The organism is Desulfitibacter sp. BRH_c19, assembly GCA_001515945.1.
In the GTDB taxonomy this organism is placed as follows: domain Bacteria; phylum Bacillota; class DSM-16504; order Desulfitibacterales; family Desulfitibacteraceae; genus Desulfitibacter.
Map to the genome: position 1 here is coordinate 94334 of LOER01000034.1, position 22201 is coordinate 116534.

Here is a 22201-nt window from a genome sequence, read left to right on the forward strand (position 1 = left end):
AAACTACTCCTCTCCATTTGTTACAAGATATTTCTCTGCCAGCAGTAAAACCTCTTTGTTCATTCCCATTAAATAAGCCACCTTTAGAGCATCTTTCGGAACAGTATCCTTAGCGGTTACCTTTTCTAAACCATAATCAAAATTTGCGTAAATATCGCCAATACTTACAATGTCCTTTAGCTTTCTTAAACCTTTTACCTGCCAATGTACAACACCTTTTTCGCTTGATAGCCCATCAAAATGAGTTGTTACTAATACACTACATTTCCCTTTCATAAGTGTATTTAATATTGCTTTAGCTAAAGCAATTCCTTCTTCAGGATTAGTACCATTTGCAATTTCATCTAAAAGAATTAGACCCCACATATTCTTTAACTCTATAACTTCATTTAAGGATTGAACCTCTGCTCCAAAGCTGCTTAATCCTACTAAATCCTTTTCTTCGTTTAGTGAAGTATAAATAAAATCTGCTGGTTTAAACTCAAAATATCTTGCTGTAACGGGTAACCCCATTTGAGCCATTATCAATAAAGCACCTACGGTCTTAAGGGTAATTGTTTTTCCTCCCATATTGGCCCCAGTTAGAACAGCAACTCCTGATTCCAATTTAATGGTAAGAGGACTAAACTCTTTTCCTAACCCCTGCAACTCTTTTTTGATTATGGGGTGAACTCCGTCATGAACTTTAAAAATATATTCATGGGAATTTATTACTGGGATAGTGGCACTATGGTTAACAGCATAAACTGCCTTGGCCAGTAACCAGTCAAACTTTCCCACTTTCTCAGTAAGTTCTCTAATATAGCTACTATGTTCTCTAATTTCATCAGACAGGTTCTCATATAATTGGTTTTCCTTTGCTTGAAGTACACTCTTTAACTCATCTATTTTCTCTTTAAGAAGAATTTCTTGTTTAATCTCTTTCCTCGAAAAGGTAACGGCTGTAAAGGTTTCTTTTGTAACAATAAAAGCATCACTACCAGCAAGCTCGCTTACTAATTCCTCACTATTTTTATTTACTAAAAGAGCTCCATCTATAAACACTCTACCTTCTAATGCATAGTATTTAAGAAGTCTGTTCTCTTCATTTTTAATTAGATTACTTAACTCAACTTCCAATTTGCGCAGATTAAATATGAATTGCTCATATGCTTCATCTCCGTAGCTCCCTATGTAAAAGCTATAGCTAGCTTTAATCTTTAATAGCTTATAAAGTTTTTCGTTAAACTGCCACCTTATTTGAGTATTAGAAAACCAACTTGTATTTTCCATTAAGTCTGCAACTCTTTTTGCTATGAACAAAAATTTATTTAAGTTAAATAACATTGGGGAATTTAATATTGCTTTACCTTCTAAGTATTCAATTACTAAATCCACAGAAACTATCTGCATTAAACTATCCTTTATTTCTTCAAACCTTGACTTTGGCACCTCCTTAAGATAAGTAATAGCAGCTTTTAATTCTTCAAATTCCTGCTTTAGCAACTCTTCTTTATCAGCAGGATATGGCGCTAAATTTTCTTTAATCTTATCTCCATAGGGAGTTGCTGTTGCAAATAAATTCAAAATATCATTTTTTCTCAGGTTCTCTTTAGTATCTCTTATATAATATGCCAGAGTAAATCCCTCCATTTAGACATTAAATACACCCTAGCTTCAGATTGTTCTGAACTTTAACCCTTTCCTTTATGTTCATAGCAACATCTACTACAGTTGTGTCTCCTATGCTCTCGGAAAGTCTCTTAGCAAATTCCTCCGGAGGAAAAGTATCTCCTTTATGAGAAGTAGAATTACATGTAAGCGCTATTAAATTAATAGGTTTAGTTACACTAATATTCCCATGGTACTTCAAGTACTTTTCCCATGTTAGATGATCAACTAAAATGTTAGATCCATTCTTTATAATTAAGGTAGTATTTTGAAGCGACCACTTATTAGAGATAAAGAATTTTAGTAATCCATCAACAACTGCTCCATTAATATAAACATAATTAATCTTTTGTTTATTTAAAAAACTAAACAGTTGTTTTTCATAGCTTAGAGATTCTTTACCCATAGTTACAACTAAACCTTCCTGACCAATTATTAAAGGTGATTGGGAGCTTTCTATTACTTCATTTATATTTAAAAAACTCATATTGTGCTTTATGGTTGGAAGGGTGAGCTGTTGAACCCTAGCAGTAGTTCTGCGAATTACTTGCTCCATACTTGGGTGAAGTGAAGCACCAGTAGCCAAAATAGTGCAATCAGTAACCTCTGGTGCTGAAGAACTAACCCTATCTAAAGCGCCATCAACTATTATTAGTCTAGCACCATATGCTTTCATTAACTTGATGATGTGCCTCATTTTCCGGGATGATGGTGTAGTAGCAATTTCCACATAACCGGATCCTTTTGCTTTGGTAATATATATTTGTCCAAGTGAGCTAGAATAACCAGTATCCTCTAATATTTCCAAAGGAAAATTATTTTGAATTATTGTTTCCATAGCTACTGCAGCTATGGTTCCTCTTTCTATCCAAATTCTTGGCTTGTCACAAGCAAAAATTAAATCCTTCTTCTCACCATCTCTCCCTAGTGAAGCTATGCCAATAGGGTAGTCATTCTGAAAGCATTCTTTAAGCAAATAATTAAAAGCTGTTGTTTTTCCCACATTTTTGGCCATACCAATAAAAGATATTGACTGATAACCTTTTTTTGTAATGGCATCTAAAAACATAACCAGACAACACCTTTCGGTCATTCCTCTTACTACTATCATACTTGTTGACCTATAGATTTGACATATGCAGATTAGCAGAAAAAAAGATTGGTCCATTTATACAATATGTATAAATGGGCCAATCTCACAAGAAAAGCTGCAAGCAAATACCAAAAAGAAGATAATAATTCATCTAAAATTGTCAAATAAATTTATACTAGACAACCACCTTCAGGCTTTACAGTTACTGAAACGGGGTCACCTGTTAATGGGTAACCCGAGTTTTTACTCCATCTGAAGGTTAGAAACCGTTATCCAGGGACATAGCACCGCTTATCTCCCCCTTATAGAAGATGGGAGTCTTAGCGGTGATAGTCATCGGATAAAACAAAACTTAGCTTACGCCAGTAGTTCTAGCATTGTGTCTTTCGCAATGCGTAGAAATACCAGTGCAAAGCCGCCAGTAGTTCTAGCATTGTGTCTTTCGCAATGCGTAGAAATACCAGTGCTATAGTGCGCCAAGTCCTTAGACGCAAGCTGAAGCCTTAGTCTTTGTGAATACTATTTACCTTGTTTGAACTTATACTTCTTTCTGTTAGTATAAAAAAGACTGCCCCTTTGGAACAGTCCATTACAAACATATATTATTAACCTAATAGTGCTAAAGCTTTTGTAACCGCTTCCGCTGCATCTTCAGCATATGCATTGGCACCTATTCTATCTGCCCAGCGTTGCGTGCACGGTGCTCCACCGACCATTGTTTTAAATCTATCTTTAAGTCCTTCTTTTTTAAGAACTCCCTCTAATTTCTTCTGTTCTGGCATTGTTGTAGTAAGAAGGGCACTTGTACCAATAATATTAACATCATGCTCTACTGCTTTTTCAATAATTGTGCTGACAGGTATTTCGCGACCTAAGTCAATAACTTCAATACCCTGTGCTTTAACTAGGGAAACCACTATGCCTTTACCAATATCATGTACATCCCCTTCAACAGTAGCAATGAGCATTTTACCCTTATTTTTTCTTGCCTTTGCTTCAATAGCTTCCTCTAAGACAACAGAGGCTTCCTTCATAACCTGAGAAGCAGAAATCAACTCCGGTAGGAATAATTCACCTCTACCAAAAAGATCACCTACTTGCCTAATGCCATCACTAAAACCCTCACTTAGTACTTCTACGGGATCCAATCCTTCAGCTAATGCTTGTCTTGCAACCTCAACTGCTTTCTTGGGATCGCATTTCAAGATAGCCTCTCTTGCCTGATTAAGAATTAATTCTTTACTCACACATTCTCCCCCTTACAATTTCTATAAGTCTATAGGCTTCTGGACTTAAACGCACCACGTTGGGGACATTCCTCACATAGTATAGCTCTATTTAGAGGTGTATCCCCTTACCTTGATAGTCCAGACTTTGCCATAAAGCGCTCTACTGAATTAATTTTAATATCCAAAGCTTTTGCAATACGCATTTTTGCTTCCATTCCTCTAGCAATACCAGTTACAGGAATAGTGCGACCAATATCAAGGTCTTCTCTTATCTCCTGCATAGTATAACAGTCGCTAAGTTCAATAGGATCAACACCTAGTTTTTCTGCAACGTACTTTTTAGCCTCATTTATTTTCATGCTCTTGGATAGTTGCATCCGTAATACCAGATCTCCGGCAGTACGAATTCCGCCCATACCAACAGCAACTTCATGAGTAGCCTCTAAGCCGAAGGGATCGCCTACGCCTATCTACAACCCATCAGCCTTACCAATCTCCACAATAGCTTTATCTGCCCTGGAAACCGCATCTACCGGAGGAACCTCAGTCATGGGGATCGCTCCAACACCCATACCAACGTTCACATGTACAGGAATATTTGCAACTTCTGTGCAGGCCTTTACAAATGTAACCGTACGTGCAATATTCCATGGGAAACTCATATTACTGTTTGTATTAACCACAAGACCAAAAATATTTGCTCCTGCTTTTTCTGCTAATTTAACTTGTTTATGAGGGTAGAGCCCAGCCAAACGCACACCATCATACTCTAGTTGGCCATGCATACCCAAGTTAAACTCTCCAGCCATTCCCATTTCTATACCCAAATCAGGATACTTTTGTTTTATTATTTCAATTGCTTTTAATGCGGCTAAAACATCTGCATCACCTGAAGCACCACATGTATCAAAGTTCATTCCATCAGCACCGGCTTCATACATTCCACCGGCTATATATACCATGTCTCTTACTGCATGTTCCACCGCTTCTTCCTGTGCTGCCCTTGCCTCAGAAATTTTGCCTTCTGGTAATAGCTCTGCCCAGTTATCAACAGGTCCGTCTGGTTTAGTATATAATCCCAGATTTGGCATTGACCCATATAAAACAGGCATTACGCTATTTAATTGAGCAAGCTCCATGACTGCAGCTTCATTATGCATGACTGATTTAACTGCCTTATAACTATAGTCAATATGTCCAATGTCAAGAGAATCGGCTCCCAAAACCTTTTCATGTATTAAAACAGCAGTTGATCGATCAATAGCAATATTTGCATGGTAGGAAATTTTGCAGCCACCTGAGTCTGATGTTGTAACAACTTCACTACCCCTTTCCACACCTACAACATTACCGGGCATGGTAATAATTTCAAATAAATGATCTAATTCCTCTTGAGTCAATTCAGGTATTTTACCACGATCAGCAGCATCTTTTGTACCTTCTTCAAGGTCACAGCGGATGTCATCTGCAGTTAAATAAATCCCTGAACCATCACCCATTCGGGTAAAGTATTTACCCATATGCTTCTCCCTCCTTAAGTTGAAATTGTATTAAATACTTGTACACCAAAAAGACTAAATAGAAACTCCTATACAATCTCTTTAATGATATCTAAAATTGCAGAGAATAACAAGAGTTTTCCTATACTCCCACTTATATGGTACTATTTTCTAACTAACTTTTACATATGCAAAGTATAAGAAAAAGACAAGCTACCTTTATACACTCTGTATAAAGGTAGCTTGTTAACTATTTCAATCTACATCAAACATGGGAGTTGAAAGATACCTTTCTCCAGTATCTGGGAGGATAACCACTATTATCTTATCTCTATTTTCATCTCTTTTGGCAATCTGTAGGGCTGCATATAGATTTGCACCTGATGAAATTCCAGTTAAAACGCCTTCCTCATTAGCTAATCTTTGAGCCGTTTCAAAAGCTTCTTCTGTTTTTACTTTAATTATTTCATCCAGTATATCCATATTTAACACTTCAGGAATAAATCCAGCACCTATTCCCTGAATTTTATGAGGCCCTGGCTTTCCTCCAGATAATACCGGGGAGTCATATGGTTCAACTGCAATAATCTTGACTGATTCTTTTTTAGACTTTAAAATCTCACCGACTCCAGAAATGGAACCTCCTGTACCTACCCCTGCTACAAAAATATCTACCTTGCCTTCTGTGTCTTCCCAGATTTCCATGGCTGTGGTTTCCCTATGTACTTGGGGGTTAGCTTTGTTAATAAACTGTTGTGGCATAAAGCTTTTTTCTGTCTGTGAGACTAATTCCTCTGCCTTTTTTATTGCTCCCTTCATTCCCTCAGCACCAGGAGTTAATACAATTTCAGCTCCAAGGGCAACCATCAACTTTCTTCTTTCAATGCTCATGGTATCTGGCATAGTAAGTAGTAATTTATAGCCCTTTGCAGCTGCAACCATGGCTAACCCAACTCCTGTGTTTCCACTTGTTGGTTCAATAATCACGAAGCCCTTAGAGAGAGCACCCTCTTTCTCTGCAGTTTCTATCATACTTAGGGCTATTCGATCTTTGACACTACCACCTGGATTAAAAGCTTCTAATTTTGCTAGAACTTGGGCAACACCAGCACTATTCATTTTATTGATTCTCAATAGGGGTGTCTTACCTATAAAATCTGTTATTGAACTTGCTACCTTCATTTCTTAACCACCTCTTTATCCGGATTTAAACTTCCACTTCGCAAACCCTCAATATCTAGGGTGACAAATTTGAAACCATAATCCTTAAACCTGTCTAAAATTATCTCCGTTAATTTTTTTTCGAACACTAGGTATAAATCTTCTTTCGGCAATTCAATACGAGCTATATCTCCATGAAGCCTGACACGCAAATTTTCAAAACCCAATGACATTAGAAACTGTTCTGCTCTATCAATTTTATGTAATTTTTCTTGGGTAAGTTTGTCCCCATAAGGTATCCGAGATGCTAAACATGCTCGAGATGGAGTATTCCATTGAGATATTCCTGCCTCCTTAAGCCCCTTTCTTATTTCATCCTTTGTTAATTCCGCGATTTTTAAAGGACTCACAATACCCAATTCTTTGCATGCCCGCATTCCCGGACGGTAATCACCTAAATCAGAAAAATTTGACCCATCCAGAATAACCTCATATCCTCTTTGATTCATTAGCTTCACTAACTGCTCATAGCGAAATCTTTTACAATGGTAGCATCTATCTACTGGATTACTACATATTTCAGGTACAGATAATTCATCTAATTCTACAATTATATGTTCTACTCCAAGGCTACTGCTTAACTCCTTTGCATTTTCCGCCTCACCAACTGTGGAAAGTGGTGATGTAGCAGTCACAGCTAGGACATTGTCCTTACCCAAGGTATCAACAGCAAGCTTTAGCAGGTATAAACTATCCACTCCCCCTGAAAAAGCGATTATTACCTTTTTGTATTTTTTAATTTCATCTTTTGCTTTTCTAACTTTTGGTAACACAGCTTCACTCCTTAGCAAATAATATTATTGTATACACAAGAAAAGAAGCCTATTTGACCTCTTTTATAATATCTCTATTTTATCATTAAATTATGGTTTGTTTGTGAAGTTTACTATATATATTTTAATAAATAGCATAATACTATTTATTAATAACCAAACCTTCGGAGCCAAACTTAACTCTAGTATGGTATGCTAAAGACTAGGAAAGAAAAGATAAAAATTAATAGGCTGAAGTCCAGCTTTAAATGGAGATGTTTTATTTGAAAAAAAAGCTATCAAAATTAGTTACTCCAGAAATGGAAGGTAAAATTTCTGATGAATTAAAAGGCATGTACTTTACAAAGAATTTCCGATCAGCATCTGCCGAGGAGTGGTACTTTTTCTTGCCTAACTTTAGTGACCCTCGGGCACAAGGTGCCGCTGGGAAAGCTATTATACACTACAACTTATATGGAAATAAGGACGTTTTTATTAATACTACTGTTATTTTTAATGATCCTGATTTATATAGTCCTGAACTACTTCCTTTGGTCTACGCAATTGCAGAAGAATTGGTAAACCGACTGGTAGGCTATGCTGATACCCTACTATCAGTCCATGCAGGCAATAATTCTTTTGATGCAGAGTATCTAAATAAGAGCATGTGAGATTTTTATGATTGCATATAAAAATCGGATAAAATATTAGGCTTTAGTCTCCAACTGTTTCTTATCTCATCCAATACAAATTCTAGTTGAAAATCTCTTCTAATATACACTGATGTATTCTCAAAATAAACTGTAGCATCCACAACTACAACTGTACTTTTATCATTACTTTGCTCCCCTGTTGCTACCTTATTTATACTAATGTATCTTATTGAATTTTTCAAGTTTTGCCATTGCTCTTGGTCTAAATTTTCTAAAGCAATATATCTAATTGGCAATATATCTTCGGTTACTAATGCGGCTAATATGTATTCAGCGAGACTATTTGGATCGGCATAATCCAATAATTCAGGAAGTTTCCCTCCGGCTTTATGAATCATTAACTGATGAGCAGGGTCCACCTTTCCACCACCGTGTGTCTTACTTCCCAAAAAATGAAGACAAAAATGCCCCTTAAACTCATTGTCCCATATTTTTCCTCCACCATGGGGCATTCCATTTATAGAAGCTGCATATTGTTTTCCATCAATAGTAGCCACTACTGCCCTTCTTTTCCAATTCCAATTACCATAAATGCTTTTCAATACTTCTGTATCCTCTAGATCTAACGGTTCAATATCTGCATGGGTTAAACCACCATATCTTTTAATATTAAATCTAACCCCAGCTTCTATATCTCGAAGTTCTATAACCTTGCCTTTTGGAATTTTGTGCGTTATATCTTGCCATGGAACAATTTCCCCAAAAAATGCACTATCCAGTTCATTTGCTTTGCTAGCAAAAAAGGTTTGCAATTGAGGAGAATATTCATATTCTTTTTCTAATGGATTATAGACATCTAATTCCTTGTTAAGTAACAATTGGTAATTGCTATTTTTAAAGTCCAAGCTCACTTTGTAATAAACATCTTCTTCACGCGTTTGTCCTTGAATCTTTTCTGCTCTTTTATAAATCTTTAAAAAGTCATTCAGCTCATTTTTATCTTCAATTATTAACTTACCTTTATACTCTGGCCATGCATAGGAAATTTCTACTTTTACTAATGGGTTATACATAAATTTAAAGTAAGCTAAATTAGAGCTTATTAAAAATAACCCAATAACCAACACACCTATCCAAATCTTTAAGGACTTTTTTAGCACAATATCCTTCATAATATCACCCTAAGATAATCTATGATAGAAATTGATTTGTTAGTCCAAAAAAAACAAGCCTATTGCAACTAGACTTGTACTGTATATATCTTGCAAAGCTTCACATTTATTATTTTTTGCTATGAAACCAATAAACATAGTCGCAATTGTCACAGATATAATTATCTGCTTCCTTATTTGCCCAATCAAATCCAAAAAAAGTAGCTCCTGCTGTATTCATTAAAGTGTTTCTATGCCAAAACTTATCATGCTTACATACCGGACAGATTAGTTTATTATCAGCTATGTAGATCTCTTCAGCATTTTTGCTCATGACAACCTCCCAATACAATTTTATTTCTACATAATTACATCACATATTATAAAATCTAGCAACCTTTTTTAGGCTCCAGATTTAACCTGCAGTTTAAGTCTAAATAAAAAATTCTATGAAAACGTACATTTACTAGAAAGTTTCATTAAAAAATTAATGATACCAAAGTAGAATATGTGAAGGTACTACAATATGGTTGTTAATACTTTTTTTGGATTAACTGGCAAGTTATAAAAGTCAAGACCCAGGGCATTACTAACAGCATTTACAACAGCTGGTGCAGATGGAACTGTTGCACATTCCCCAATACCTTTAGCTCCATACGGGCCAGGGGATTCTTTTTCTTCAATTAGTACAACCTGAATCTCAGGCATCTCCTTAGCTTTAATGATTGAGTAGTTTCTAAAAGAGTTATTCAATGTTTTTCCTCTAACATCTAATTCCAATATTTCAGTAAGGGCATATCCAATTCCCATTTGGATTCCCCCTTGTATTTGACTTACTGTTGCCATGGGGTTAATCGCCTTCCCCACATCATGAACTGCTAAGTATTTTAAGACTTTGACTTTCCCTGTTTCTGTATCTACTTCAACTTCTGCAAAGTGAGCACCATAAGACGAGGGCCCAGCAGGGGACACGAAAGTATCACATACAATGATTTCCTCTTGTTTAACCTGATGAACGTGGTTTATCACTTGGCTTAAGCTAAGCTTTTTGTTGGGCTCATCTCTAGGATATATATATCCATCTCCTAACTCTAACTCGTCTTTTTTGATCCCGGTTATTTCAGAAGCCTCATCTAAAATCCTATTCTTCATTTTTTCTGCAACTTTTTTTGCAGCATTTCCAGATACAAATGTTCCTCGACTGGCATAGTCCCCTAAATTCCACGGTGTCGTTTCAGTATCTGCCTCAATACACTCAATGTGTTCGGGTTTTATACCCAACACTTCACTAATAATAAGGGTTTGGACTGTTATGGAGCCATTTCCCATATCATGGGTTCCAGTATATAAAATAGCTGTCCCATCTTCATTGAGTTTCAAAATTAAAGCGGTGGCGTCCCGATGCACACCAAAACAGCTATTTCCATGGCAACCAACAGCCATGCCTATACCCCTTTTGTATCTTTCATTATTTTGCAATAGCTTCCTTTTTGTCCAACCGAAAATATCCTTTCCCACTACAAGACAATCAATTGGTCTAGGATTACCAAGAGGCTTACCATAAATATCATCACCATTTGGTTCTACTAGATTATTGGACTGTAGCTCAATTATATCTAAGTTCAAAGCTCTAGCAATTTTATTTATTTGGGCTTGTTGAGCAAAAAAGACTTGAGGAGCCCCGAAACCTCGCATTGCCCCTGCAGTTGGGCTATTAGTATATACTGGCACGCCATAGAAACGGCAGTTTTGATTTTTATATATTCGAAATATATCATGGCTCATGGTTCCTACTACATGTGATGATCCAGTTGCATAAGCCCCAGCGTTTGCGACTACTTTTACATCCGTGGCAGTAATTACCCCATTTTTCTTTACTCCAGTTCTTAAGTAAATTACTGCCGCATGTCTAGTCCTAGTGGAAACTATACTCTCTCTTCTATTTAACTCTAATTTTACAGGTCTGCCTGTCATTTTAGCCAAAAGGGCTGCTACAGGCTCTATCGTCATTTCTAACTTGCCACCAAATGCACCGCCGATAGCAGGTTTGATTACTCTTACTTTATTTAATGGTAGTTCTAAAACCTTAGAAAGAATTAATCTATAAGCAAACACATTCTGAGTAGAAGCCCAAACAGTTAACTTTCCATTATAATCATAATCCGCTATAACTACATGGTTTTCAATGGCTCCATGATGAACTGCCGGCACGAAATATCGATCTTCAAAGATAGAATCTGCTTGAGAAAAGCCTATTTCAATGTCTCCAGTTTCAACTTTAATTTCAGAGATGATATTACCACCGCGATGTATTTCTGGGGAGTCATCTTTTATTGCCTCTTCCGGATCAAACACAGTAGGTAGTTCTTCATATTCCACTTTAATCATACTTGCAGCTTTTTTAGCTGTTTCTAGATCTTCCGCAGCAATTGCCGCTACTCTATCTCCAATAAACCGAACTGTCTTATCGAAAATATATTCCTCTTCTGGCAGAATGTGACCAACATAACGCATAGCACTATTATATGAGATACCAGGGGAATTAAGGTAAGTAGCTACTGCCCTTACACCAGGAAGTGCCATAGCCTTGGAAACATCGATATGTTTAACTTTAGCATGGGCCACTTCGCTAAAAACAATCTTAGCGTGTAACATACGTGGCATTTTTAAATCTGCAGTATATTTAAGTTGACCAGCAACTTTTCCAGCCCCATCTCTGATGGAGTAATCTTTTCCAATATACTTAAATTCCTTGCCACTCACTGGTATTCACCTCTCTCTCAATTTAATAGCAGCTAATTCTATTGCTTCAATTATTTTAATATAGCCCGTACAACGGCAAAGATTATTGTCAAGTGCTTCAACAATATCATCTTTAGTAGGATATAAATTTTCATTTAGTAGTGCTTTAGCGGAAATAATCATTCCTGGGGTACAATATCCGCATTGAACAGCACCTACTTCTATAAAAGCCTCTTGTATGGGATCCAATTTACTACCATTAGCCAGGCCTTCTATAGTTATAATCTTTTTATCTACCGCCTTACCAGCTGGTATCATGCAAGAGTTTACAGGTTTGCCATCAAGTAGCACTTTGCAAGCTCCACAATCTCCAGTACCACAGCCCACTTTGCTACCAGTAAGATGAAGAATTTCTCTAAGTACATATAATAATGTCCACTCCTTATCAACAGTTATATTGTAAGTTTCGCCGTTAATGCTTAAACTAACATCCTGCATGTTTTAGGCCCCCTTATCTCCCGCTTCTAACATAAGGAATAGTATAAGATCGCGGTGTTGTGGATGGTCCCATCAAAAAGATTAAAACCAACAATGTAATTACATAGGGAGACATTGAAAATAATTGACTAGGTAAATCAAATCCCATGGCCTGCATTCTTAATTGGAAGGCATCCGCGGCACCAAATAGTAAAGCTCCTAAAAATGCACCAGTAGGATTAAATCGCCCAAAAAATATAGCTGCCAGAGCAACATATCCCCGCCCTGCAGATATGTTCTCAACAAAATATCCTAAATCACCAACTATTAGACTTGCTCCGCCGAGAGATGCGAAGATTCCGCTAAGCATAAGTCCAATGTATCTATATCTAAAAACATTTATCCCCATAGTATCGGCAGCACGAGGGTGATCTCCAATAGCCCGTATTTTCAACCCCCACTTTGTTTTAAACATTATAATAAATGTAACAATAACCATGCCCAAGGCTAGGTACACTAAGATATTATGGTTAAATACAACTCTGCCCAACACAGGTATTTCGCTAAGAAAAGGTATTGTCAGTTTCGGCAATACTTCAACTTGAATTACTGTAGACTGTTTAGCAAAGACTATTCGATATAAGGTAGAGGTTAGACCTAATGCAAATATATTTGTAGTTATTCCATAAACCACCTGATCAGCACGTAAAGTAACGGTAAAATATGCTTGTACTATCCCCATTAGTAATCCTGCTACAATAGCAGCTAATATTCCTAAATATACACTTCCGTAATAAAAGGTAACAATATACGAAGTAAAAGCTCCGACAAGAATTAAACCTTCAAGTCCCATATTTATTACCCCGGAACGCTCAGAATAAATGCTACCTACTGCAGCCAGTATTAATGGAGTGGCTAAAATTAAGGTAGATACAAGGAAATTAGTCATCAGGAACTCTCCCTCCTTTTAACGCCTTTTGAAGACAGGTAAACTTGACGGGCTCCAGTAATACCGATTACTCCAAAAATAGCTAGTGCTTGGACCATGCCAACTATTGAAACAGGAATTCCTGTAGATGCTTGCATAGCAACAGCACCATTAAACAGAGCACCGAAGAAAAATGCTGCTAGTAAAGTTCCCAGAGGATGCAAACCACCCAACAATGCCACAGGTATGCCATAATACCCATAATTAACTAAAAACCCCTCTTGCAAGCGATGCTGAGCTCCAAGAATCTCCAGGCTACCAGCAAAGGAAGCTAGAACTCCACTAAAAACCATTGTTATAATCATAATCCGTTTAACATTTATACCTCCATAGGTAGCCGCTTCAGGGTTAGCACCTACACTACGGACTTCATATCCCCATGTAGTATGCCAGAAAATATAATACACTAAAATAGCCAAAATAAGAACTAAGAATACTCCCATATGTAATGGGCTGCCCCCCATTACTTTAGGTATTACTGCAGTCTCAGCTATCCTAGAACTCCAAGGTATTCTTTGTTCCGGTGCCATCAAGAAAGTGTTTAAAGCAAGCCCTACAAGATATACACCTATATAGTTTAATAAAATCGTTACTAAAATTTCATTGAAATTTCTTGTGGCTTTAAGAAAACCAGGTATAAAAGCAAATAAGGCGGCGGCAACAGCTCCAGCTAAAACTGCCAGTACTATATGCAAAATAGAAGGTAGCCCCGTTATGTTTACTGCGACCCATGTCGCTGCCAAAGCTGATACATAAAGCTGCCCTTCACCACCAATATTAAACATTCCACCTCGAAAAGCAAAAGTTACAGCCAGACCTGTAAGTGCTAACGGAATAAAACGCATTAGAGTGAAACTAAAACCCTGAGAAGATCCAAATGCACCCATAAAAAGCTCTCTATATGCTATTAGTGGGTTTACCCCAATTAAGGCAATAATTATCGACGCAACAATAAACCCGAAGATAATGCCAATTGTAGAAGTAATAAAAACATCTAGCCCATCAATTTTAAGTGTTTTCCCTCTTATATTGACCCTCATACTCTGCTTGCTCCTTTCTTTTGCTTAAGAAAAGACGAGCTTGAATGTGTTGATGTCTCATTTGAATTGTAAGACCCTGCCATCATTAAGCCAACAGTTTTTTGATCTATATCTTTAACACTTTTAATGCCAACTATCTGACCTTCAAAAAACACGGCAACTTTATCACTAATATTAAAAATCTCCTCTATTTCCCCTGATATATAGATTACCGCCGTACCCCTTTCCCTCTGCTTTAGAATCTGCTGACGAACGAACTCCGCTGCCCCTATATCAAGGCCTCTTGTAGGATGAGATAAGATAATTAAATCAGGGTTCTTGGATAATTCTCTAGCTAGAATTAATTTTTGTTGATTCCCACCAGAAAGTAAACGTATTTGCGTATCTATATCAGGTGTCTTAATGCTGTATTCTTTGACAAGTTGCTCTGTGTGATTACTTATATATTTATGGTTAATTTTTACACCAGTCGAATATGGACTACGGTAATAAAGCCCTATCATAGCATTTTCCTTGATTGAAAATTCCAATATTAACCCCGTATGGTGCCTATCTTCAGGTATATGAGCAATATTTAGTTCAGTTAACTGTCTTGGAGAATAATTGGTAATATCTCTGGCCTTCAAATGCACACTCCCACCTGCAGCATTTCGCAAGCCACATAAAACTTCTGCCAACTCTGTCTGCCCATTACCTGCCACGCCGGCTATTCCTAATACTTCTCCCGCCTTTACAGTAAAGGAAATACCTTTTAAAGCTTTGGTCCCATTATTTTTTGGGGCCTCTAGTCCTTTAACTTCTAAAATTACTTCATCAGTATGATTAAATTCCTTTTTTTCTGCTATCCTTATGTCTCTACCAACCATTAAACCAGCTAATGTTTGCTTATCTACATCCTTGGTATCTTGAGTCTTAATTAATTTTCCATCTCTCAATACTGTTACACGATCAGAGACTCTCAGAACCTCTTCTAATTTATGAGTAATTAATATAACGGAATTACCCTTTGATGTAAACTCCTTTAAAAACTTAAACAATTCCTTAATATCCTCAGGTGTGAGGGACGCAGTAGGTTCATCTAAAATAAGCAGTTTAGTGTTAAGGCATAAAACCTTAATAATCTCCACCCATTGCTGCAAACCTACTGGCATATCAGAAATTTTGGCATCTAAGTCAATCTTCAAATTATATGTCTGAAGAACTTCTCTCACTTTCTTAGCTGCATTTTTCCTGTCTAGAAAAGGTCCTTTACCTGATGGCAAACCAAGTATTATGTTTTCCAAAACAGTAAGGTTTTGAACCAACATAAAATGTTGATGGACCATGCCTATTCCCTTTTCAATTGCTGTTAATATGTTATTATTCTTAAGCTCTTTACCCTGCCATATTATTTTGCCTTCATCTTGAGTGTAAAGGCCATACACACAATTCATCAAAGTTGTTTTTCCCGAACCATTTTCCCCTAACAGAGCATGAATCTCACCTGGAAATATTTCCAAGCAAACCCTATCATTAGCAACCACCCTTGAAAAATACTTACACATATTCTTTAATTCAAGCATCGAAACACTCATACTATAATCCTCTCCTGAATACGTTTTAAAGGGTTAAAGGGTTTAAGGGGAGTTCTCACTCCCCTTAAAGAGTTTTTAATCGTATCCTGGTACGTCTGTGTTAATATCCACTTTGTCTGCTTTAATATCTTCAACAAGCTGTTCAATTTCTGTTTTTAGTTCTTCAGGCATGTTGTTTCCAAATTTACCTAAAGAGTTTGCTCCTTCTTTATAACCATAGGTAGCTGAAGTTCCTGGTTTATAGTTACCTTCTAAAACATCCTTAATAGCATTTCTTACAACCATAGTTGTATTTGTTAAAGTGCTTGTTAACACTACATCTGGTCCAAGATCATAAGAATCGACTTGCATACCTATAACATAAATACCATCTCTCTCCTGAGCCAGTTGAATGGCAGCCATATTACCAGGATGGAAAGCAGTAGTGAAAATGTCAGCACCTCTATCAGCCAGAGAGTCAGCTGCCTGTTTTGCCAAATTCACGTCTGCCCAGTCACTAGTATAAACAGCAATTACCTCAGCTTCAGGATTTAACTCTGCGACTACCTCTTTAAGGATCTCCAACTCTTTGTCCGTATGAGGTGCTTCAAAGGCAGAAACATAACCTATCTTGTTTGTTTTAGTCATTTTAGCAGCTATTGTGCCCTGAATGTACCCTGACTCTCCCCGCTCAATCCGTGCTGTCATTATGTTGGGCCCAGCCGTTGGAAGCTCTATACCAATAAACATTTTATCTGGGAATTCTTCAGAAACTCGATGAATAACATCTTCAAATGGATAACCATTAGCCATAATCACATCATAGTTTTGAGCATAGTTTCTCATGATAGCCTCTTGATCAGCAGGACCAATCATGTCAGTATAGGCAATTTCAATATCAAATTCCTCTTCGGCCATTAGCAAACCTTCATATACACTCTGAGACCAACCTCCATCTGTAATGGATGAATCCATCATCAATGCAACTTTAACCTTTTGATCTTCCCCTTCAACCTCCGCAGGCTCTTGGCCTCCGCCACAGGCAACTAAACCGAAAGCTAAAAGCACACATACTGCAACCAATAATAGTTTTTTACTTAAAATTTTCACCTTAACATACCTCCCCTTATTTTGAAGTAGGCAAATCATAAAAAGCTATAATATAATTTACCCCCTATACAACCCTCTTTTAATTGCTCTTTCAGTAACTCTCTTAATAGCTTTCTCTGCTTCTTTTCTAAGCTCGTCAGTATCAAATCCAATAATCTGCCCATCCTTTACCAATACTTTTCCATTTACAATGGTAGTGTTAACATCTCGACCATTAAATGAATATACCAACGAGGAGAATACTTTATCGTCATAAAAAGGAGTGTTCCAAATATTCTTATCTAGAATGACTAAATCCGCCTGCTTTCCAACTTCTAGACTTCCTACTTGCTTTTCTAGTTCAAGTGCTTTAGCGCCTTCTATTGTAGCCATAGAAAAGACATCGTTAGCACACATAGATGTTGCTCCTTTATTCACCTTTTGAATTAAACTAGCCAATCTCATTTCTATAAATGGGTCAAGGTTATCATTACATGCAGCTGTATCACTACCAATTGATACGTTAATCCCTTCCTTTATGTATTCAGTTATTGGAGCAATTCCAGATGCAGCCTTAAGATTACAAGATGGACAGTGTAGGATACTCACATTGTTTTCTTTGAAAATCTGTTTTTCTCGTTCTGACACCCAAATACAATGGGCTATTTGCATCTTACTTTCCATTAAGCCAAACTTATAAAAGTACTCTATTGTACTCATACCCTTTTCCTGCAATATAACCTGGCATTCCTGTGTATTCTCATTAGCATGTGTATGAATTGGGATGCTATATTTCTTTGCAATTTCTCTGATACCAATAATTGATGGATCACTAATGTTTAAAACCCATCTTATAGGTATTCCGCAGGTAATGTTACAACTGGGATCATTGTGCCATCTTTTAATAAATTCGTCAGTTTCTTGCAAACCCTGGTCAGTATCGTGACGTATATACTCTGGTGTCCATTCACTATCCATTATAGTTCTACCTAACTGGGCTCTAATTCCAGTATCCTTTACAGCCTGCGCAGCTGCATCTGCAAAACTAACTGTTCCCATATCATTAATTGTTGTAGTTCCAAATCTTAACATTTCTGCTATTGCCAATTTCGCTGATATATATGCCGTCTCTTCATCATGACAACTTTCTAAGGGCATGATAATATTTAACCAATCCATTAACTCCAGATCATTAGCTACGTTTCTAAATAGAGTCTGACATAAGTGTACATGTGTTTGAATCAGTCCTGGAATTACTATTTTATCTTTCGCATTAATTACCTCATCTGCCTCATCAGAGGCAATATTAGCTTCTATTTTTTTTATCTTATTATCATCTATTAAAATATCGGCATGAATATTGTCCGAGTTTTCGTTCATTGTAATTACATAACCATCTTTAATTAGAATGCTTCCCATCATATCACCTTTTCCTTTATGCATTTACTGTTAATCAGTACTCCCACCAGTTTTCAGTTTGATATATGGTTTTGTTCTCCTTTTCAAACTGTTCCCAACCAGTTTTTAATAGTGCAGCTGTTTGAGCAACCCTTTTGCCTAATCTTTGAGCACCTTCAATGCCTACCTTATCCTTGGTTGCACCCTCATATGAACCATCTACACTCCAAATCATTGCACCTGCAGGCTCATGTAAGGATCCACCACAGCATAATATTTCATATGTCTGGTAAAAATTATGAATAGTAAGAATTGTCATCTCCTGGCCGCCATTTCTTCCACCACCAACAACTATTGCACCACCAACTTTACGTGTGAAATGACCAGGATAAACTAGGCATGTAGGTCTAACCCTACTCATAAAAGCATTCATTACAGGTGTTACATTCATGTTATATACGGGGCTAGAAAAAATATATCCATCTGCTTCCAGAAAGGCCTTTTGAACCTCCTGAAAGTCATCCTGAACTATGCACAAACTATTTTTTCTAAAACAACCATCACAATGTATACACATTTTAATGTTTTTACTTCTAAGACTAATAAGTTCCGTTTTTACATCTGCGTCTATTTCTTTAGCCGCTTCTAAGGCTTGCTCCAACGCAAATTCAGTCCCACTTTTTTTCCTAGCACTTCCGTTTATCCCTAAAATTTTAACTGTCATTACTTGAACACCACCTTAAATTTGCAGATATGCAAAATAAATAGAGAATTTCTCATATTAGAAATATTCTCTATTTATCTTAAAAACCCTTTTTAAATTTTCAAATTATTTAACTATTTCTTTATTCTTTTTTTTGACTATTATTATGTAAATGGATCGTATTCAATTAATTATAATTAAAATGTAGGAAGCGAGCTTGCTACAATAATCCTACTGTTTTGTCCAGTTATATTTTCCCACCTATGAGGGTATTGTGCAGGAAAACCTAGGGTATCTCCTTCTTTTAAATCAAAACTTTTTTCTCCACAATAAACTTTCAGTTCACCTTCAAGAACAAATAAAAATTCCTCGCCTGCATGTATAGCCACTCCTCCAGAATCAGATCCGGGCGGTATGGTCATTAATGTTGGTTCTAAATTTATTTTGCTTCCCCATAATAAGAATTCCAACACACATGGTTCACAGTTTTCATTTGACGAAGGCTGTAAAATCGTATGGCGTTCCTTCCTCCTAACAAGTCTAATATCCTCTTCAAACTCATCGGGAAGGAGACTGATAACTGATACATCTAATTCATCAGCTAACTTTCTTAGGTCATTCAATGTTGCTTCAGCTTTATCATTTTCCAAACGGCTAAGAAAGGAAGTAGACAAACCAGTTTTTTCTGCTAATTCTTTTAAAGTTTTGCTTTTAATGTTACGCAATTTTTTGATCTTAGCTCCTATGGTCATTTCATTATCCTCCTGGATAGACTACGTTTAGTTAGTCGAAGTTACTTTTACTTTTGTTGTTTTTCAAATATGCAACTTTTCACTAATAATTTTCATTATATATAATTAGTTTATACAATTCGACTAAAACTAAAAACTTCCTCCCAGAATTTTAAAAATTTAAAAAAAATTAAAGCATGCTGCAACACTGTGAATTGAATGAAGTAATAAAACCTAATTCCTCACATATTTCTACTGTTTGCTCCGAAGGATATGCAATACCATTTACTCCTGCCTTTACAGCGTGGTTCTCAATTTTCACCTTCATTTTGCCAGGAGGTCTAGCACAACCTAACTGCAATTTAGCTCTTGGATTATAAATTCTAGCTAGTGAAATTACTTTTGCTATATCATCTATACTTGGTCCTTCTATTTTTGACATCGGTGTATCTTTTAATGGAACTAAAACCACTAAAATAATAGTTTGCACCTGATATTTTCTTAACATCAAGATGGATTCAATTTCACCTATTATAGAACCATAATCTAATCCAATAACAATATGAGGTGCAACTTCTAATCCGAAGTCATTACAAATAGATAAGGATTTCTCATAGTCCTCAGGTGTCTTATTCAAATGATAAACGTTACGAATCGTATCTCTATCTCCTATCAGATCTAGTAGCACCTGGTCAACTTTACACCTTTTAAGCATACTAGCTGTTTCTGAGCTAATTAGGCCAGTATGAGCAATAACATTTAATCCAATCTTTTTCAAATATATAATCCCATCCTTAAACTTTAGCAATGGAACTTCTCCATGTTGATCTGCTCCTCCACTAATTAAAACACCTTCACAATTATTCTTTAAGAGCTTATTCCCCAATGCAATCATTTCTTCTGGTTTATTAACATGGTGCATTGTCTTTAAAAGATTACCCTTACAATGATCACATTTCAGGTTGCATTTGTCCCCGGTTACTGATATCGTTACAAATTTCCAAGGGTCATTTTTGTAATTTGTGGCTTCATAATATTTAGAACTAGGTGCATAAAACTTAATCTCATTTGGATGATATTTCTTTCTAATTGACCATGCTTCATTTAATAGTTTTTCTAGTGGTTGTTTAAAGGCTTGTTTTAGTTCTTCTTTAAGTGTCATCATAAATTTTCCTCACTAATAAGGTCATGCCAAAGCTGTTTTTTTATTAAATTTAGATCATCCTTATTAGGTAAAAATGGAAAATTCCTAATTGGTTGAGAAGGACGTTCATTTCCATATGGACGGTTACATGCAACCTTCCCATCAGTACCAGCACATCCAGATGTCATAAATATCTCACCATTTTCTAAATATTTTTCAATGTTTTGACCAAAATCAGTTATCTGCTGTTTTGAATTAAAGTGCATTTGATCAATACTGGCTATGTTATTGTTAATCAAGTACCTAGCCATCTGAATTCTTCGATAAGTTCCATAGGATGGTTGGGGATACTCTTGCATTTGACTTCCATGTTCTGGATAAAAGCTAAATAAATGAGTGAGAACTCCTAAATTATGTGCTTTTTGAATAATGGAGGTCATTTCAAACTCACTTTCGCCTAACCCTACAACCAGATGAATTCCCACCTTGTATTTGCCAAAAACTGTTACTGCCTTTTCAATTGTACTCCAATACTTGGCCCAACGATGAGGACCTGATACAGATTTTCCCCTGCGTTTTTCAAATAACAATTCCGTAGCGCAGTCAATTGCTATTCCACACATATCTGCACCAGCTATTTTTAACTCCAATAAATCGTTGTCTTTTAAAACCGTAGGTGTAATTAAGGTGCTGATTAGTAACCCTGTTTCCTTTTTGATATTTTGTATTATTTTTATAGAATCTTTAACTGCCCTAGGATGTGTTATCATACCAACACAAACACGTTGAATGGGACTTTTACGAGTCTTCATTGCATTAATAATCTCTTCTAGAGAGTAAGTTGGCCATGAGACACGAATGAATGTCTTTTTTTTGTTGTTTAAGTCTCTGTCCTTAGATAATCCACAATAACTACAGTTAGCTATACATTTATTATTATAGGTAACAAGCAAGTTTAAACCTTTTAACTTTGCATCTCTATAGAATAATCCATCCTTAAAACCTAATGTTATGCTTGCAGCTAAACTTGTTTGAACATAGTCTGGGCTCTGAAATTCCTCATTTGATAAATTATTTTGCATTCAAGC

General features: G+C 36.4%; 21 protein-coding genes. 1 reads left to right on the forward strand and 20 read right to left on the reverse strand.

The genetic code is table 11. The annotated features are described in order from the left end of the window. Positions 1 to 3: 3 nt before the first annotated feature. The 7 genes from APF76_06190 to APF76_06220 form a co-directional block, all read right to left on the reverse strand. Positions 4 to 1632: a hypothetical protein gene (locus APF76_06190; GenBank protein ID KUO50050.1), complete on the reverse strand. Its 1629-nt coding sequence runs from the start codon at positions 1630 to 1632 to the stop codon at positions 4 to 6. A gap of 7 nt (positions 1633 to 1639) precedes the next feature. Beyond that, positions 1640 to 2719, reverse strand: a complete 1080-nt coding sequence (locus APF76_06195; protein ID KUO50051.1) for a hypothetical protein — start codon at positions 2717 to 2719, stop codon at positions 1640 to 1642. A 629-nt stretch (positions 2720 to 3348) separates the two neighbouring features. Next, positions 3349 to 3990 (reverse strand): dimethylamine corrinoid protein 3, encoded by a 642-nt coding sequence (locus tag APF76_06200; protein ID KUO50052.1) that lies wholly within the window; start codon positions 3988 to 3990, stop codon positions 3349 to 3351. Positions 3991 to 4097: 107 nt separating this feature from the next. Continuing rightward, a complete protein-coding gene (locus APF76_06205) occupies positions 4098 to 4388 on the reverse strand; it encodes a dimethylamine methyltransferase (GenBank protein ID KUO50053.1) in 291 nt (96 codons plus the stop codon). A 54-nt stretch (positions 4389 to 4442) separates the two neighbouring features. Further along, positions 4443 to 5492, reverse strand: coding sequence for a dimethylamine methyltransferase (locus APF76_06210; GenBank protein ID KUO50054.1), 1050 nt, complete (start codon positions 5490 to 5492; stop codon positions 4443 to 4445). A 234-nt stretch (positions 5493 to 5726) separates the two neighbouring features. Then, complete coding sequence (locus APF76_06215) at positions 5727 to 6653, reverse strand: cysteine synthase (GenBank protein KUO50055.1); 927 nt, start codon at positions 6651 to 6653, stop codon at positions 5727 to 5729. Continuing rightward, positions 6650 to 7465: a hypothetical protein gene (locus APF76_06220; protein ID KUO50056.1), complete on the reverse strand. Its 816-nt coding sequence runs from the start codon at positions 7463 to 7465 to the stop codon at positions 6650 to 6652. The genes APF76_06215 and APF76_06220 overlap by 4 nt, the downstream gene beginning before the upstream one ends. Before the next feature lie 263 nt (positions 7466 to 7728). On the opposite strand from APF76_06220, the gene APF76_06225 reads away from it, so the two are divergent. Beyond that, positions 7729 to 8115 (forward strand): hypothetical protein, encoded by a 387-nt coding sequence (locus APF76_06225; GenBank protein ID KUO50057.1) that lies wholly within the window; start codon positions 7729 to 7731, stop codon positions 8113 to 8115. 5 nt (positions 8116 to 8120) lie between these two features. Here the strand turns inward: APF76_06225 and APF76_06230 are convergent, their stop codons facing one another. The 13 genes from APF76_06230 to APF76_06290 form a co-directional block, all read right to left on the reverse strand. Then, positions 8121 to 9269 carry a hypothetical protein gene (locus tag APF76_06230; protein KUO50058.1) on the reverse strand — a complete coding sequence of 383 codons (1149 nt, stop codon included), beginning with the start codon at positions 9267 to 9269 and terminating at the stop codon, positions 8121 to 8123. Between the two features lie 109 nt (positions 9270 to 9378). Then, positions 9379 to 9582, reverse strand: a complete 204-nt coding sequence (locus APF76_06235) for a hypothetical protein (protein KUO50059.1) — start codon at positions 9580 to 9582, stop codon at positions 9379 to 9381. 185 nt (positions 9583 to 9767) lie between these two features. After that, positions 9768 to 12011, reverse strand: a complete 2244-nt coding sequence (locus APF76_06240) for a xanthine dehydrogenase (protein ID KUO50060.1) — start codon at positions 12009 to 12011, stop codon at positions 9768 to 9770. A 6-nt stretch (positions 12012 to 12017) separates the two neighbouring features. Continuing rightward, positions 12018 to 12488, reverse strand: a complete 471-nt coding sequence (locus APF76_06245) for a hypothetical protein (GenBank protein ID KUO50061.1) — start codon at positions 12486 to 12488, stop codon at positions 12018 to 12020. A gap of 13 nt (positions 12489 to 12501) precedes the next feature. After that, positions 12502 to 13416 carry a hypothetical protein gene (locus tag APF76_06250; protein ID KUO50062.1) on the reverse strand — a complete coding sequence of 305 codons (915 nt, stop codon included), beginning with the start codon at positions 13414 to 13416 and terminating at the stop codon, positions 12502 to 12504. Continuing rightward, positions 13416 to 14495 (reverse strand): hypothetical protein, encoded by a 1080-nt coding sequence (locus APF76_06255; protein ID KUO50063.1) that lies wholly within the window; start codon positions 14493 to 14495, stop codon positions 13416 to 13418. The genes APF76_06250 and APF76_06255 overlap by 1 nt, the downstream gene beginning before the upstream one ends. Then, complete coding sequence (locus APF76_06260) at positions 14492 to 16069, reverse strand: hypothetical protein (protein KUO50064.1); 1578 nt, start codon at positions 16067 to 16069, stop codon at positions 14492 to 14494. The genes APF76_06255 and APF76_06260 overlap by 4 nt, the downstream gene beginning before the upstream one ends. A 75-nt stretch (positions 16070 to 16144) precedes the next feature. Next, positions 16145 to 17158: a hypothetical protein gene (locus APF76_06265; protein KUO50065.1), complete on the reverse strand. Its 1014-nt coding sequence runs from the start codon at positions 17156 to 17158 to the stop codon at positions 16145 to 16147. A gap of 57 nt (positions 17159 to 17215) precedes the next feature. Beyond that, positions 17216 to 18580 (reverse strand): hypothetical protein, encoded by a 1365-nt coding sequence (locus APF76_06270; GenBank protein KUO50066.1) that lies wholly within the window; start codon positions 18578 to 18580, stop codon positions 17216 to 17218. A 10-nt stretch (positions 18581 to 18590) separates the two neighbouring features. After that, positions 18591 to 19259: a hypothetical protein gene (locus APF76_06275; GenBank protein ID KUO50067.1), complete on the reverse strand. Its 669-nt coding sequence runs from the start codon at positions 19257 to 19259 to the stop codon at positions 18591 to 18593. A 176-nt stretch (positions 19260 to 19435) separates the two neighbouring features. Further along, entirely contained in the window at positions 19436 to 19990 is a 555-nt protein-coding gene (locus APF76_06280; GenBank protein KUO50068.1) for a hypothetical protein, read from the reverse strand. 169 nt (positions 19991 to 20159) lie between these two features. Continuing rightward, the gene (locus APF76_06285) at positions 20160 to 21134 is read right to left on the reverse strand and encodes a hypothetical protein (GenBank protein KUO50069.1); all 975 of its coding nucleotides are present in this window, start codon (positions 21132 to 21134) and stop codon (positions 20160 to 20162) included. Beyond that, complete coding sequence (locus APF76_06290; protein ID KUO50070.1) at positions 21131 to 22195, reverse strand: radical SAM protein; 1065 nt, start codon at positions 22193 to 22195, stop codon at positions 21131 to 21133. The genes APF76_06285 and APF76_06290 overlap by 4 nt, the downstream gene beginning before the upstream one ends. Positions 22196 to 22201 lie beyond the last annotated feature (6 nt).

What these genes read in the sequence shown, in the direction of transcription:
- APF76_06205 (KUO50053.1), bottom strand. Translation starts at nt 4,388, where the DNA reads ATGGGCGGAATTCGTACTGCCGGAGATCTGGTATTACGGATGCAACTA.
- APF76_06190 (KUO50050.1), bottom strand. Translation starts at nt 1,632, where the DNA reads ATGGAGGGATTTACTCTGGCATATTATATAAGAGATACTAAAGAGAAC.
- APF76_06270 (KUO50066.1), bottom strand. Translation starts at nt 18,580, where the DNA reads ATGCATAAAGGAAAAGGTGATATGATGGGAAGCATTCTAATTAAAGAT.
- APF76_06280 (KUO50068.1), bottom strand. Translation starts at nt 19,990, where the DNA reads ATGACCATAGGAGCTAAGATCAAAAAATTGCGTAACATTAAAAGCAAA.
- APF76_06275 (KUO50067.1), bottom strand. Translation starts at nt 19,259, where the DNA reads ATGACAGTTAAAATTTTAGGGATAAACGGAAGTGCTAGGAAAAAAAGT.
- APF76_06235 (KUO50059.1), bottom strand. Translation starts at nt 9,582, where the DNA reads ATGAGCAAAAATGCTGAAGAGATCTACATAGCTGATAATAAACTAATC.
- APF76_06215 (KUO50055.1), bottom strand. Translation starts at nt 6,653, where the DNA reads ATGAAGGTAGCAAGTTCAATAACAGATTTTATAGGTAAGACACCCCTA.
- APF76_06210 (KUO50054.1), bottom strand. Translation starts at nt 5,492, where the DNA reads ATGGGTAAATACTTTACCCGAATGGGTGATGGTTCAGGGATTTATTTA.
- APF76_06250 (KUO50062.1), bottom strand. Translation starts at nt 13,416, where the DNA reads ATGACTAATTTCCTTGTATCTACCTTAATTTTAGCCACTCCATTAATA.
- APF76_06245 (KUO50061.1), bottom strand. Translation starts at nt 12,488, where the DNA reads ATGCAGGATGTTAGTTTAAGCATTAACGGCGAAACTTACAATATAACT.
- APF76_06195 (KUO50051.1), bottom strand. Translation starts at nt 2,719, where the DNA reads ATGTTTTTAGATGCCATTACAAAAAAAGGTTATCAGTCAATATCTTTT.
- APF76_06290 (KUO50070.1), bottom strand. Translation starts at nt 22,195, where the DNA reads ATGCAAAATAATTTATCAAATGAGGAATTTCAGAGCCCAGACTATGTT.
- APF76_06285 (KUO50069.1), bottom strand. Translation starts at nt 21,134, where the DNA reads ATGATGACACTTAAAGAAGAACTAAAACAAGCCTTTAAACAACCACTA.
- APF76_06260 (KUO50064.1), bottom strand. Translation starts at nt 16,069, where the DNA reads ATGAGTGTTTCGATGCTTGAATTAAAGAATATGTGTAAGTATTTTTCA.
- APF76_06255 (KUO50063.1), bottom strand. Translation starts at nt 14,495, where the DNA reads ATGAGGGTCAATATAAGAGGGAAAACACTTAAAATTGATGGGCTAGAT.
- APF76_06230 (KUO50058.1), bottom strand. Translation starts at nt 9,269, where the DNA reads ATGAAGGATATTGTGCTAAAAAAGTCCTTAAAGATTTGGATAGGTGTG.